The sequence below is a fragment of the Flavobacterium sp. AK-345 genome (assembly GCF_058310175.1).
Genome location: NZ_JBZEER010000012.1, coordinates 22648 through 35107, shown reverse-complemented (window position 1 = coordinate 35107; position 12460 = coordinate 22648). Strand labels below are relative to the sequence as shown.

14 protein-coding genes are annotated in these 12460 nt (G+C 33.5%); 6 read left to right on the top strand and 8 right to left on the bottom strand.

Annotation, left to right across the window (positions count from 1 at the left end):
- Positions 1-258 precede the first annotated feature (258 nt).
- Positions 259-885 (top strand): IS110 family transposase, encoded by a 627-nt coding sequence (locus AC4FQ3_RS18715; protein ID WP_491182856.1) that lies wholly within the window; start codon positions 259-261, stop codon positions 883-885.
- Between the two features lie 5 nt (positions 886-890).
- Positions 891-1289, top strand: coding sequence for a transposase (locus AC4FQ3_RS18710; RefSeq protein WP_491182855.1), 399 nt, complete (start codon positions 891-893; stop codon positions 1287-1289).
- 275 nt (positions 1290-1564) lie between these two features.
- On the opposite strand, the gene AC4FQ3_RS18705 is transcribed toward AC4FQ3_RS18710, so the two are convergent.
- From AC4FQ3_RS18705 to AC4FQ3_RS18690, 4 genes are all read right to left on the bottom strand, one after another.
- Positions 1565-1984 carry a c-type cytochrome gene (locus AC4FQ3_RS18705; RefSeq protein ID WP_491182854.1) on the bottom strand — a complete coding sequence of 140 codons (420 nt, stop codon included), beginning with the start codon at positions 1982-1984 and terminating at the stop codon, positions 1565-1567.
- A gap of 67 nt (positions 1985-2051) precedes the next feature.
- The gene (locus AC4FQ3_RS18700; protein ID WP_491182853.1) at positions 2052-2573 is read right to left on the bottom strand and encodes a hypothetical protein; all 522 of its coding nucleotides are present in this window, start codon (positions 2571-2573) and stop codon (positions 2052-2054) included.
- Between the two features lie 5 nt (positions 2574-2578).
- Positions 2579-3721, bottom strand: a complete 1143-nt coding sequence (gene nhaA, locus AC4FQ3_RS18695) for a Na+/H+ antiporter NhaA (protein WP_491182852.1) — start codon at positions 3719-3721, stop codon at positions 2579-2581.
- Between the two features lie 3 nt (positions 3722-3724).
- Positions 3725-4417, bottom strand: a complete 693-nt coding sequence (locus tag AC4FQ3_RS18690) for an aspartate/glutamate racemase family protein (protein WP_491182851.1) — start codon at positions 4415-4417, stop codon at positions 3725-3727.
- Positions 4418-4521: 104 nt separating this feature from the next.
- On the opposite strand from AC4FQ3_RS18690, the gene AC4FQ3_RS18685 reads away from it, so the two are divergent.
- The 4 genes from AC4FQ3_RS18685 to AC4FQ3_RS18670 all read left to right on the top strand — a co-directional run bounded on the left by AC4FQ3_RS18685 (position 4522) and on the right by AC4FQ3_RS18670 (position 6965).
- Entirely contained in the window at positions 4522-5469 is a 948-nt protein-coding gene (locus tag AC4FQ3_RS18685; RefSeq protein WP_491182850.1) for a 2-hydroxyacid dehydrogenase, read from the top strand.
- A 227-nt stretch (positions 5470-5696) separates the two neighbouring features.
- On the top strand, positions 5697-6122 hold the full coding sequence (locus AC4FQ3_RS18680; RefSeq protein ID WP_073394325.1) for a DUF805 domain-containing protein: 426 nt from the start codon (positions 5697-5699) through the stop codon (positions 6120-6122).
- Between the two features lie 26 nt (positions 6123-6148).
- Entirely contained in the window at positions 6149-6526 is a 378-nt protein-coding gene (locus AC4FQ3_RS18675) for a DUF4234 domain-containing protein (RefSeq protein WP_042563521.1), read from the top strand.
- Positions 6501-6965, top strand: a complete 465-nt coding sequence (locus tag AC4FQ3_RS18670; protein WP_491182849.1) for a DUF2752 domain-containing protein — start codon at positions 6501-6503, stop codon at positions 6963-6965. Before AC4FQ3_RS18675 ends, AC4FQ3_RS18670 begins: the two co-directional genes overlap by 26 nt.
- Positions 6966-7351: 386 nt before the next feature.
- Here AC4FQ3_RS18670 and AC4FQ3_RS18665 read toward each other — a convergent pair whose 3' ends face one another.
- The 4 genes from AC4FQ3_RS18665 to AC4FQ3_RS18650 form a co-directional block, all read right to left on the bottom strand.
- Positions 7352-8080, bottom strand: coding sequence for a hypothetical protein (locus AC4FQ3_RS18665; protein ID WP_491182848.1), 729 nt, complete (start codon positions 8078-8080; stop codon positions 7352-7354).
- A gap of 382 nt (positions 8081-8462) precedes the next feature.
- On the bottom strand, positions 8463-9188 hold the full coding sequence (locus AC4FQ3_RS18660; protein WP_491182847.1) for a hypothetical protein: 726 nt from the start codon (positions 9186-9188) through the stop codon (positions 8463-8465).
- Positions 9189-9644: 456 nt separating this feature from the next.
- Positions 9645-10367, bottom strand: a complete 723-nt coding sequence (locus AC4FQ3_RS18655; protein ID WP_491182846.1) for a hypothetical protein — start codon at positions 10365-10367, stop codon at positions 9645-9647.
- Positions 10368-10594: 227 nt separating this feature from the next.
- Positions 10595-12397 carry a GNAT family N-acyltransferase gene (locus tag AC4FQ3_RS18650; protein WP_042563517.1) on the bottom strand — a complete coding sequence of 601 codons (1803 nt, stop codon included), beginning with the start codon at positions 12395-12397 and terminating at the stop codon, positions 10595-10597.
- Between the last annotated feature and the right edge of the window lie 63 nt (positions 12398-12460).

Genomic DNA, 12460 nt, shown 5'->3' with positions numbered 1-12460 from the left:
CTTCTCCTATGTTTACGAAAGTTATTGGTTTGATGTTTTAAGTTGATAAATTTGACTTTTAAGTGAAAAGAAAATGAGAGCAGGTTCACTTCAAAATAGTCTTCGAGACATATTCGCCGATAGAAACAGCCTCATTTTCCTTTATCTTTTAGAGTCTGAACAGAATGTAAGGAATCGGACAAGATTCGATATCCAGAATATCCAGCCAGGAGAAAAGACGAAGGAGGATTCATCACTTTATTTATCAGATTTAGGTTTATGAAAGAATTAAAACATGTATTAGGAGTTGATGTTGCCCAAAAAGAACTAGTCGTTACGCTAGGCAAAATGTATGAAGACTTTTCAATCAGTTTATATGCCTATAAGGTTTTTAGGAATTCCGAATCAGGAATCCTGTCCCTTATAAATTGGGTTCAAAAGCTATTGAAAGATGAAGCCTCTAAAGTTCATTATGTAATGGAAGCTACTGGTGTTTACCATCAAAAGTTTGCCTATTATTTAAATGATAATGGATTCAAAGTAAGTGTTGTTTTACCTAATAAAATAAGTAACTATATACGGACTTTAGAATTGAAAACTATAACTGACAAGACTTGCTCAGAGGCAATAGCAAGATTTGGTTTAGAGAGAAAATTAGAGTATTGGATAAAACCAAAAGATGCTTACAGGGAATTGCAGCAATTGACCAGAGAACGCGATCAGATTGTAAATGAAAGAGTTGTTGTAAAAAATCAACTGCATGCAGAGCAATCCGAAGCCATTCCAAATTTAAAAAGTATAGGAAGGCTACAATTAAGAATCAATTTTTTGAATGGTCAGGAAAAGGAAATCAAGTTAGATATTGCTGAAATTGGAAAAGCCAATGCCGAACTAATAGCTGAGTAGAGAGAATGACTTCCATTCCTGGAATTGGAGCCCTAACGGCTGTTATTATTTTAGCAGAAACCAATGGCTTTGAATTGATACGAAATAAAAAACAACTCGTTAGCTATGTAGGTTTAGATGTGAAAGAAAAACAATCAGGAACATCAATAAAGGGAAAGCCCAGAATATCAAAAAGAGGAAACAGAAGCATTAGAAAGGCAATGTATTTTCCAGCAATGTCAGCTGTTAAATGGGATGATCATTACAGAGAATCATATGCCAGATTGGTATCTAAACAAGGAATAAAAATGAAGGCTTTGGTATCGATTCAAAGAAAACTACTTGAAATGACCTATATACTATATAAAAATAAAACCACTTATGAGAAACAATACAAAAATAGCGTGCAAACACAAATGGCTTAACACGCTATGGAGTCTAGTTTTAAACTGACTTGATAGCAAAATTAAAAAAAATATAGATTAAATTTTGAAATCAACACAGAATCTATCGGGGCTATGAAAGTCATTTTCATAAGAATATTTTCGTCTAGTTTGTCATTTCGACGTAAGGAGAAATCACACTAGAAACTCGACAAAGATTGTCGATTCTGTTTGTAGAATTGCGAGTGTGATTTCTCCTTACGTCGAAATGACAATATTGCTTATAATTGGAGTTTGGAATTTGTTGTTTTTGGAATTTAATAACGTATTCTTGAACAATAATCTATTAATAAAGGAAGATTTTCTTCATTTAAATAATCTTTAAACATCGTTCTGTGATAATCTAATCCTAATTCATCAATTTTAGTACTGTCGATTTTGTGGTTTTTCTCAATCATCCATTTTACAAATACCAGTGAATCTAAGTTGCGAAGTGCCGGTCCGGTACTTTTTGCGTTTAGTTTGTGGCAAGCTGCACAAACAGAATTAAATATTTCTTTTCCTTCAGATTGGTTTTCTGTTAATTTAGGACTTGATGTTCCACAAAAAGGGACTGGAATTTGACAATTCAAATCAGGTTGCGGGTCTTTAAATGTTGTTATTAGATATAATATTATCCCAACAAGCAAAATGATCAATGTTATAGAAGAAAAAAGTATTTGATTGATTCTTTTCATTTAAAGTAAATTGGAATTTGGACTCGAGCACTAGCGAACAGGCGAAGCAATTTAAAAGATTGGAATTTTACTTTTTTACTAGTTGAATATACTTCAAACCACACTCAGAAATCTTAGTATAAGAATTCATCGCATTACCATAATTCTGAATCGTGAGCGTATCTTTTACATAACTCGCGTCAATTCCAATAGGAATTTCTAATTCGGGTTCAGGTTTTGAATCGGCAAGAGAATCATTTTCTTCCTCATTGCTAATATCTCCTTCGTATTCATCCCATTTTATTCCTTCCAGAACCAAATATTTTTCGCCTGATTCATTTGTAGAAAAAGTCGCTTTGCCTTTTACTTTACGAAGATTTGTTTTTAAAAAGTATTGATAACCGTCTTTGTTTTTTGTTATTTCTACAGAAATATCACATTCGGCGGTTTTATAAATCCCTTCAATTGATTCTTCATTTTTATTTATTTCAACAGATATTTCGGTTTTAGGAATATCTTTTTCAACGACATTTTCAACTTTTTTATTCGTACAAGCTGAAATTAAAAAAACAGAAAGAATGATATAAACGATTGTAAATACTGGTTTCATCGTAATTAAGCTTTTTTCTTAGACAAGATATATTTGAGATAAACAAATCCGAAAATTCCCGAAAGAAGAGAAGCAATCAGAATCGCGATTTTTGAGAAAACAATAACTTCCGGATCTTTAAATGCCAGTATTGTAATAAAAATAGACATTGTAAAGCCTATTCCGCCCAACATTCCTGCGCCCAAAATATGTGTCCATTTTAGTTTTTTTGGCAGAACACAATATCCCGCGCTCACTCCGATAAAAGAGAAAAGTAAAATACCAAGTGGCTTGCCAATAACAAGCCCTAAAATAATACCCAAAGTATTAGAATGATTTAATCCCTGATGCCAGTCAGATCCAATGGCGATGCAGGTATTCGCAACAGCAAACAAGGGCAAAATAATAAAGGCAACCGGTTTATGTAAAAAGTGTTGTAATTTGTATGAAACTGATTTTTCGCCGCCATCTCCAAACGGAATCACAAATGCCAATATAACTCCCGTAATAGTTGCGTGAACTCCTGAATTCAGCATAAAATACCACATGGCAACTCCGCCAATTAAATACGGAATTAGGTTGTGAATTTTCATTCTGTTCAACACAAACAAGAATGCCCAAATTCCTAAGGCAATAGCAAGGTTTACAAAAGCAATAGAAGTGGTGTAAAAAATAGCAATTACAATAATAGCGCCCAAATCATCAATTACGGCAAGTGCTGTCAAAAACACCTTCAATGATGGCGGGACTTTATCGCCTAAAAGCGATAAAATTCCAATCGCAAATGCAATATCTGTAGCCATAGGAATTCCGGCTCCGTTTTGAGTATTTGTTCCATAATTTAAAGCCAGAAATATGGCTGCAGGAACCAGCATGCCTCCAAAGGCCGCCATAATAGGTAAAGATGCATTTTTTATACTTGATAATTCCCCATGATAAATTTCGCGTTCTAATTCTAAACCAATCAGTAAAAAGAAAATCGTCATTAAACCATCGTTGATCCAATGTGTGATTGAATGTCCGCCCAAGTCTGTTTCCCACAAAGCAATATATTCTGTCTGTAAAGAAGAGTTGGCAAGACCCAGCGAAAGTATAGTGACAAAAAGCAGTAAAAGACCTCCTGATTTTTCGTTTTCAAAAAAAGCTTTAAAAGTTTTCGTTAGTTTCATATTTTATTTTAATGCAAATTCAACAGCTTTTTTGGCGTGAATTTCTGCAGTGTTAAACAATTCGGCAGTAGTAAATTCATTGGTAATTAAGAGTTCAATTTCTGTACAGCCTAATATAATTCCTTCTGCACCTTTATCAATTAAATCAGATATTATTTCTAAAACAATATTTCTTGATTCACTATTTACAATTCCTTTTACCAGTTCATCGTATATAATTCCATGTATTGCTGCTCTTTGGGTTTCATCCGGAATTATGGTTTCTATTTGATGCCTGTTTAATAAACGGCCTTTAAAAAAATCCTGTTCCATTGTAAATGATGTTCCTAATAAACCTACCTTTTTAAAATTCTTTTCTTTAATTTTTTGAGCGGCAGCATCACCAATATGAATTAATGGAATCGAAACACTTGCTTCTATTTCGTCAGATAATTTATGCATCGTGTTTGTACATAATATGATAAAATCGGCACCGCCTTTTTCTAGACTTTGAGCGGCTTCAACCATTAATTCGCCTAGTTTTTTCCAGTTTCCTTCTTTTTGCAGTAAGGCAATTTCATTAAAATCTACAGAATATAATATGCATTTTGCAGAATGTACACCACCTAATTTCTCCTGCGTTGTTCGATTTATTATTTGATAATATAACGAAGAACTTTCCCAGGACATTCCGCCAATTAAGCCTATTGTTTTCATAAATCCCTTTTATGCGAATTTACGCATTTCTTCCCGAATTTATTTTGTTAAAATTATAAAGGCTATTTTTTGTTACTTTGTTTTCCTAATAAAGTTTTTAATTTATGAGTACTAAAATTCTACATATCGACAGCAATCATCCCATACTTTGGGCGCAATTAGAAGAAGCTGGTTTTGAAAATCACGCCGATTTTAAATCATCAAAAGAAGAAGTCGAAGCAAAAATCCAGGATTATAACGGAATTGTAATTCGAAGTCGTTTTAAAATCGATAAAACATTTCTGGACAAGGCAACCAATTTACAGTTTATTGCCAGAGTTGGCGCGGGTTTAGAAAGTATCGATTGTGACTATGCCGAAGCAAAAGGAATACACTTAATAGCGGCTCCGGAAGGTAATCGCAACGCTGTTGCAGAACATTCTCTTGGTGTAATTTTGTCATTATTTAATAATTTAAATCAGGCCGACGCCGAAATAAAAGCGGGACACTGGAATCGCGAAAGTAATCGCGGTCACGAACTTGACGGCAAAACAGTTGGTATTATTGGTTATGGAAACATGGGTAAAGCTTTTGCTAAAAAACTTCGTGGTTTTGAGGTAGAGGTTTTATGTTATGATATTTTGGACAATGTAGGAGACGAAAATGCAAAACAAGTTTCATTGCAAGAATTACAGCAAAAAGCGGATGTTTTGAGTTTACATCTTCCGTGGACTCCTGAAACAGACAAAATGGTTAATGCTAATTTTATTAATGCATTTGCAAAGCCCTTTTGGATAATAAATACTTCGCGTGGCAAAAACATTGTTACGGCAGATTTGGTCAGCGCCATGAAGGTTAAAAAAGTTCTGGGAGCAGGTTTGGATGTTCTGGAGTATGAGAAATTATCTTTTGAAACCCTTTTTCAGGATAAAAATACGCCGGAAGCTTTTCAGTATTTATTACAAGCCAAGAATGTTTTATTGACTCCGCATATTGCAGGGTGGACATTCGAAAGTCATGAAAGGCTGGCACAGGTTATTGTAGATAAGATTAAAAAAGTTTATTCTAAGTAAATTGAATAAGTAAATTGAAAATTTTAATATTTCTGCAGAAAAGTCACTATTTACAGTTATTTCGATTGAAGTTGTAATAACAAGCTTTTTCTTTTTAAAAGAAATTTCCATAATTAGTTTTTAAGATAATTTTTTGTTAATATTGTTTCGAATTTTAACAAAATTTTTAAAAAGGAGAAGCCGAAAATCCAAAAGAGGAGGCATTAAACTAACTAATTTTATTAATTATGATTGAATGGTACAAAAAAGTGGTTTTTGAAAACTATGCAAACTTTAAAGGTCGCGCCAGAAGAAGCGAATATTGGTATTTTGCACTTGCAAATGGATTAATTTCTATTTTATTAATTGTTATTGGAGCTATCATTGGAGCCATTTTTGGCGATGCGGTTACAGGAGGAATAATTGGATATGCTTTTTTTGGTCTTTATACGTTAGCAACGTTTATACCAACTTTGGCTGCAGTAGTAAGAAGATTGCACGACGTTGGAAAAAGCGGCTGGTTTTATTTTATCTGCCTGGTTCCGTTTATTGGAGGTATCTGGTTGCTTATTTTGTTGTTTACAGAAGGTGATTCAGGTCCAAATGATTATGGACAAGATCCTAAAAACAATATCGAAGAAATTAATGAAATTGGAAAAGTTGAATTACAATAATAATAACTAAATATAAATAATAGAAAATGGAATTACAAGAAACATCAAACAATTTTAATGAGCCAATCCCAGTATTTAAAGTGGACCCTATTATGGTTTTACTTTTTGGATTTTTATCATGCGGATTGTATTTAATTTATTGGAACATTAAAGTTGCAGAGGTTTTTAATGCTGTAGCAAAGAAAGAAGTTATTTCGCAGCCAATTGCAATTTTTGCAGGATGTTGTATGCCGGTAAATATTTATTTTTATTATTTAGCAGGAAAAGAAGCTTTGCCAAAAGTGTATGAGCAAACTGGTGAACTTCAAAAAGATCAGTCTACTTTATTAATTGTTTTAGGATTCTTTTTTCCTATTGCAGCAGCAATGATTGTACAAGGTGACATCAACAGATTATACAAATAATAGTAGAATAAAACGTAAAATTTACGGAATTATCGGTGCAGCAATTACACTGATAGTTCCGTTTTTTTTAATGCTCAATAATCATAACGATCATTTAGAGTCGGATCAGTCTTTTTGTCCCTTTAAAATGGTCACGGGATTTCCTTGTCCTGGTTGTGGTATTACAAAATCACTGGTTTATTTTTATCAGGGAGATTTATACAAATCTATTAGTTACCACATTTTAGGGCCTTTTGTAATTGCTTTTTGCTGGGTAACTATCATTGTGCTGGTAACAGAAATTATTACCAAAAATGAATATTTTACAGGATTACTATACAATAAAAAACTAGCCTATAGACTGGCTTATTTTTTAGCTATTTATCATTTTATACGATTGATTATTTTTGTAAAAAACAATTCAATTGATGATATAATGCATCAGTCGATTTGGTTTTAAACATAAAAAATCCCATTCAGTCTAGAATGGGATTTTTTTATGTTTCTAAATAATAGGGTTTCTTTTTCTGGCACGCCTTTTTTTAATACAATAATGACTTATCAGGTACAAAATTAACCCTTGAGACTTCATAGTTTTGTTTCAGATTTAAAAGGTCGTAAAGCTTTCTAAAACTATAAAACTGATTGCTCATCATAAATTAGTTTTAAATAAAAATTGTAATTAAAAGAATCCCATTTGCTGATGCGAATGGGATTTTTTATTTTTTTTAAGTGAATAAAAAAAGAGCCAGAAAACTGTATGTTCTCTAGCTCTTTTTTTATACGATTGGTTTACAAGCTTAGAATTATACTTAAGATTAGACCAGTCAGGTTTGTTTGATTTTTTTACTCTAATTTCTCGATAAATACGATAACCCTTGCTGGTACTTCTGCTATCCATGGTGTGCCACTTGCATCAATCTTTGCATTGCAAATTAATGATACACGGTAGATTTCTTGTGAGTTATGCAATGTAATTGTTACGTCGTAAGTGTCACGATGTGAAGCTGTTACCGTTTGATTTGTTGCTTTTTCCCATTTATCTGCCGCAGCTGCTGTTGTTTTCCAGCTTGCAAAATAATTTCCTCCCTGACCTGATACTTGACCAAACGCGGTAACCTGATTGGGAACAGCTGTTTTAAATTCAATCCAGTTACCTTCGCCACTACTACCATTGCTAGCATATCGTATTGTTAAATTACCTAGGCTAGTTTCTGAGTTTTTATTTATATTGGCATCAATTACCGTGCTTTTGCGAACGTACTGTATTGTTTTTATTTCAGGTGCTGTAGTTATTGCTATTCCGTGTATACTTCCCATAACACCATTTGCATCTACTACTACAGTTTTAACCGCGCTGTAAGTTTGGTCTTTTACAGCAGATGCAGTACCGTCAGTTTTTGTATTAATTGCATTTATTGCCCCATTTGTCGGAAGACCTCTTAAGCGTGTAGTTCCATTTACATCTAGTGACTCTGTAGGTCCTTTTATATTAATGCCTAGTTTGTTGTTTGTTTGAGAGTACCCAAAAGCACAACATAAGATAAAAAGTGAAGGAAGTACTTTGTTTTTCATAACGGCATTTATTAAGTAGGCTATTGTTTATATATTTTGTTGTTACAAAGATATTGCGAGTCAATTGTCTACATTGCCCCATAAGTTTTTATAGTTGTACTTTAAGGTAAAATCGTTGTACGGTTTGCATTACATAGCATTTAAAATAATGCCAAAATAAAACAAGTATATACTCACAAAAAGTCATGTAGGAATGTTTATCTGGTTTATTTTCTAACATATATTCTTATTTTACTTAATTTATTCTGGGAAATTGGATATAAATGTGATATTAAAAAAAATCCCATTTGCAGAGCAGATGGGATTTGAAATTTTACAGAAATAATCTTCCGTGCGTTGATTTTTATAATGCTAGTTCTTTTTACTTATTAAGTCCACTTTTTTATTGAAGTTTCTCAACAAAGATAATAACCTGAGCAAGTACAGCAGGTATTTTTAGTGCAGTATTAGGTGCTATGTATGGATTACAAATTAGTGATACACGGTAAATTTCTTGTGAATTATGCAAGGTAATCATTACGTCATAAGTATCTCTATTATTAGCTGTTACCCCTTGATCTGTTGCTACGTACCACTTATTTGCTTCTGCAGGGGTAGTTTTCCAGCTTGCGAAATAATTTCCACCTGCTCCTGATACCTCTCCAAATGCAGTAACCTGATTTGGAACAGCTGTCATAAACTGGATCCAGTTACCACTTCCTGTAGTTGTATTAGCAAATCGTATAGATAAATTACCGATAGTAGTAATAGAATTTGTGGCTGTATTCCCATCAATTGTTGTCGCTACACGAGCATATTGTATTGTCTTAATATTAGGTGCAGTTGTAATTGCTACTCCGTCTATAGTTCCCACAACACCATTTGCGTCGACAACTACAGTTTTAACTGCGCTGTAAGTTTGGTCTGCGGTAGCAGATGCGGTACCGTCAGTTTTTGTAGTAATTGCATTGGTTGTTCCGTTTACCGGAAGACTTCTTAAACGGGTTGTTCCGTTTACGTCTAGCGACTCGGTTGGTGCTTTTATATTAACACCTAGTTTGTTGTTTGTTTGAGAGTACCCAAAAGCACAACATAAGATAAAAAGTGAAGAAAGTACTTTGTTTTTCATATTAATTTAATTTACTGATTAATAATTTTTTTCAAATTTTTAGGTTGTCAACCACGCTAAAAAGTCTAATGTTTTAAGGATTAAGACTTATCAAAGTTGAGACGGCAAAATTAGGTTATGTTTTCAGTGCAATATCACCTCTAAAAGCTTTTAGAGTTGTACTTTAGGGTAAATAAATTAAAGCTGTTACAAAGTGGTCTTGATGTGAATTATAAAAAAATAGGACGTTAATCGTTAATCTCATTCTATAGAAAAAGTTTGAACCATGTTAAGGGTTGCTGGACGTTTTTTTGTATGTGTTTGTGAGGTATATATAAATGATGGGCTTTTTGAAACACATATAAATAAAAAAGTCCCAACAAGTGGGACTTTAAAAATTTTGGATAAGTTACTTTGTATGTATTGGGAACTCTTCTGGAGTTTTCCCTTAATAGTAGTGATCGTACATGCTTTTTGTTATTGCAGTTTTTCGATAAAAATAATAACCTGAGCTGGTACTGCTGTTATTCCACCGCTCGCAGCTATAGAACCATTGCAAATTAATGATACACGATAAATTTCTTGTGAATTATGCAATGTTAGCATCAAGTCATAGGTGTCCCGGTTAGCGGGGGTGACACCTTGTGCTGTTGCCGGGTACCATGTGTTTGCTGCGGCAGCAGTGGTTCTCCAGTTAGCAAAGTAATTTCCTCCCGCACCTGACACTTCGGCAAATGCAGTTACCTGATTTGCTACTGAAGTACTAAATTCAATCGAATTAGCGCTACCAGTTGATGAGCTATTAAAACGTATTGATAAAATACCAATTGAAGTTATCGAATTCACAGGTGTCGATGCATTTATTGGTGTTGCGACACGGGCGTATTGTATTGTTTTAATAGTTGGTGCTACCGTAATTGCTATTCCATCAATAGATCCTACAACTCCATTTGCATCTACCACTAAAGTCTTAGTGGCGTTAAATGGCTGGTCTTTTGCAGTCGATACTGTGCCATCTGGTTTTGTATAAATTGCATTCAGGTTTCCGTTCGCCGGAATGTCTCTTACACGAGCTGTTCCGTTTACATCAATTATTTCGGTAGGTGTTGTGGTAGTAAAACCCACTTTGTTGTTTGTTTGTGAATGTGCACAACAATAACAACATATAATAAAAACCGAAGAAAGTGTTTTGTTTTTCATATTATTCAGTATTAATGATTTGTATTTGTTTTTAAACTGCAATCAGGCAACAAAAATTCAATATTCAAAAAATAGATAATAGGCGAAAAAATGGTATGTTCTTCATATAGGATTACCTTCTAAAGGTTTTTAGGGAAACCTTTAGGGGGTAACAGATAAGATAATTTAGGCTTTTATTGTGCGTTTAGGTAGTACTGTAAAAATCAGCGTATAATTTAAATAGGGTATTAGTCTTCTTTTTCAGATAGTTTACGTTCCAGTTCTATTTGAAATTCTTCGATAACCGGTTTCATTGTGCTTTCCGGTATATCTGCAATGCGAATGTACATTAAACCGTCGATCGCATTATTAAACAACGGATCAACGTTAAAAGCAACTACGCGGGCATTTTGTTTGATGTATTTTTTAATTAAAACCGGCAAACGTAAATTTCCTGGTTCTAATTCGTCAATAATTTTGTCAAACTTATTAAGATCTGATTCGGCTTCATCAAAAATAAAGTCTTTGTCAGCGTCTTTTAGTTTTACTTTGTAAGCTTTTTTAGGATGAATGTACTGTGCAATATAGGGATCGTAATAATTCGATTTCATAAACTCGATCATCAATGATTTCGAGAAATCAGAGAATTGATTACTGATACTTACTCCACCCAATAAATACTTATGTTCAGGATAACGTAATGTTGTATGAATAATACCTTTCCATAATAAAAACAAAGGCATTGGTTTTTGCTGATATTCTTTAACGATAAAAGCGCGTCCCATTTCGATAGATTTATGCATCATATCGTGCAATTCCGGTTCAAATCTAAAAAGGTCATTCAAATAAAAACCTTCAAGACCATATTTCGGATAAATTTCAGATCCCAATCCCATACGGTAGGCACCTGCAATTCGTTTGGTTTCATCATCCCACAAAAACATATGGTGATAATATTGGTCAAATTTGTCTAAATCAATAGATTCGTTTGTTCCTTCACCAACTTCACGGAAAGTGATTTCACGCAAACGTCCAATTTCATGTAAAATATTCGGAACAGATTTCGCTGTTGCAAAAAATACTTCGTAGTTTTTACTTTGCAATAAGCGACAATCGCTTCCTCTTAAAGCATTTACCTCGTCAATCATTTTCGACTCACTTGCCGGAGTAACAATTTTTTTGGGTGCTTTTGGTATTTTTAAACTTGCTGTATCTATTAATTTGCTGTCCTTTTCAAAAGGATTGGCAAGCATATAGGTTTTCTTTCTTAAAAATTCTGAATACTCTTCAAACGATTCAATTTCATTTTGTTCGTTTACCGAAATCGGCTTACCAATACGAACTTTAATAACACGATCTCTCTGCGTCAATAATTCTGATGGTAATTTTGCAGTACGTAAAGTATCGTCAATTTTAGAAAGCCAATAGAATAATCTGCTGTTTTTAGCGTGAAAGTAAATAGGTACAACCGGAACTTTTGCTTTTCTAATCAATTTTAAAGCGCCTTCTTCCCAAGGTTTATCTACTACTAATTTACCATCTTTATAGGTTGAAACTTCCCCGGCAGGGAAAATTCCCAACGGTTTTCCGTCACTTAAATGGCGTAAAGTTTCTTTAATTCCCACAACACTCGATTTTGCATCCTTATGATTTTCAAAAGGATTAACAGGCATGATATATTTTTTAAGCGGAACAATTCTGTGTAATAAAAAGTTGGCAATAATTTTGAAATTAGGCTCTCTTTCAAGCATTAATTTCAATAATAAAATACCGTCAATTCCTCCAAGCGGATGATTTGAAATAGTAATATAAGCGCCATCTTTAGGTAATCGTTTTAAATCTTCTTCAGGAATTTCAAATTTGATTTCCATTTCATCCAAAATTCCGTTTAAAAACGCGACATCCTCTAAATGTTTGTTATGATCGTAAATTTTATTAAGGGTAGAGATCTTAAGGACCTTCATAAGAATCCAGCCTGAAAAAGTACCTAATACTCCGTACTTCTCAACATTTATTGCCTTTGCAACTTCTTTCGCGGTAACTAAACCCATGTACTATTTTTAATTTATTAGAGCAGCCAACAAAGATAACAAAAAACTCTACTTTTCGTTGAT

What these genes read in the sequence shown, in the direction of transcription:
- AC4FQ3_RS18700 (WP_491182853.1), bottom strand. Translation starts at nt 2,573, where the DNA reads ATGAAACCAGTATTTACAATCGTTTATATCATTCTTTCTGTTTTTTTA.
- AC4FQ3_RS18680 (WP_073394325.1), top strand. Translation starts at nt 5,697, where the DNA reads ATGATTGAATGGTACAAAAAAGTGGTTTTTGAAAACTATGCAAACTTT.
- nhaA (WP_491182852.1), bottom strand. Translation starts at nt 3,721, where the DNA reads ATGAAACTAACGAAAACTTTTAAAGCTTTTTTTGAAAACGAAAAATCA.
- AC4FQ3_RS18715 (WP_491182856.1), top strand. Translation starts at nt 259, where the DNA reads ATGAAAGAATTAAAACATGTATTAGGAGTTGATGTTGCCCAAAAAGAA.
- AC4FQ3_RS18675 (WP_042563521.1), top strand. Translation starts at nt 6,149, where the DNA reads ATGGAATTACAAGAAACATCAAACAATTTTAATGAGCCAATCCCAGTA.
- AC4FQ3_RS18660 (WP_491182847.1), bottom strand. Translation starts at nt 9,188, where the DNA reads ATGAAAAACAAAGTACTTTCTTCACTTTTTATCTTATGTTGTGCTTTT.
- AC4FQ3_RS18705 (WP_491182854.1), bottom strand. Translation starts at nt 1,984, where the DNA reads ATGAAAAGAATCAATCAAATACTTTTTTCTTCTATAACATTGATCATT.
- AC4FQ3_RS18665 (WP_491182848.1), bottom strand. Translation starts at nt 8,080, where the DNA reads ATGAAAAACAAAGTACTTCCTTCACTTTTTATCTTATGTTGTGCTTTT.
- AC4FQ3_RS18685 (WP_491182850.1), top strand. Translation starts at nt 4,522, where the DNA reads ATGAGTACTAAAATTCTACATATCGACAGCAATCATCCCATACTTTGG.
- AC4FQ3_RS18655 (WP_491182846.1), bottom strand. Translation starts at nt 10,367, where the DNA reads ATGAAAAACAAAACACTTTCTTCGGTTTTTATTATATGTTGTTATTGT.
- AC4FQ3_RS18650 (WP_042563517.1), bottom strand. Translation starts at nt 12,397, where the DNA reads ATGGGTTTAGTTACCGCGAAAGAAGTTGCAAAGGCAATAAATGTTGAG.
- AC4FQ3_RS18690 (WP_491182851.1), bottom strand. Translation starts at nt 4,417, where the DNA reads ATGAAAACAATAGGCTTAATTGGCGGAATGTCCTGGGAAAGTTCTTCG.
- AC4FQ3_RS18710 (WP_491182855.1), top strand. Translation starts at nt 891, where the DNA reads ATGACTTCCATTCCTGGAATTGGAGCCCTAACGGCTGTTATTATTTTA.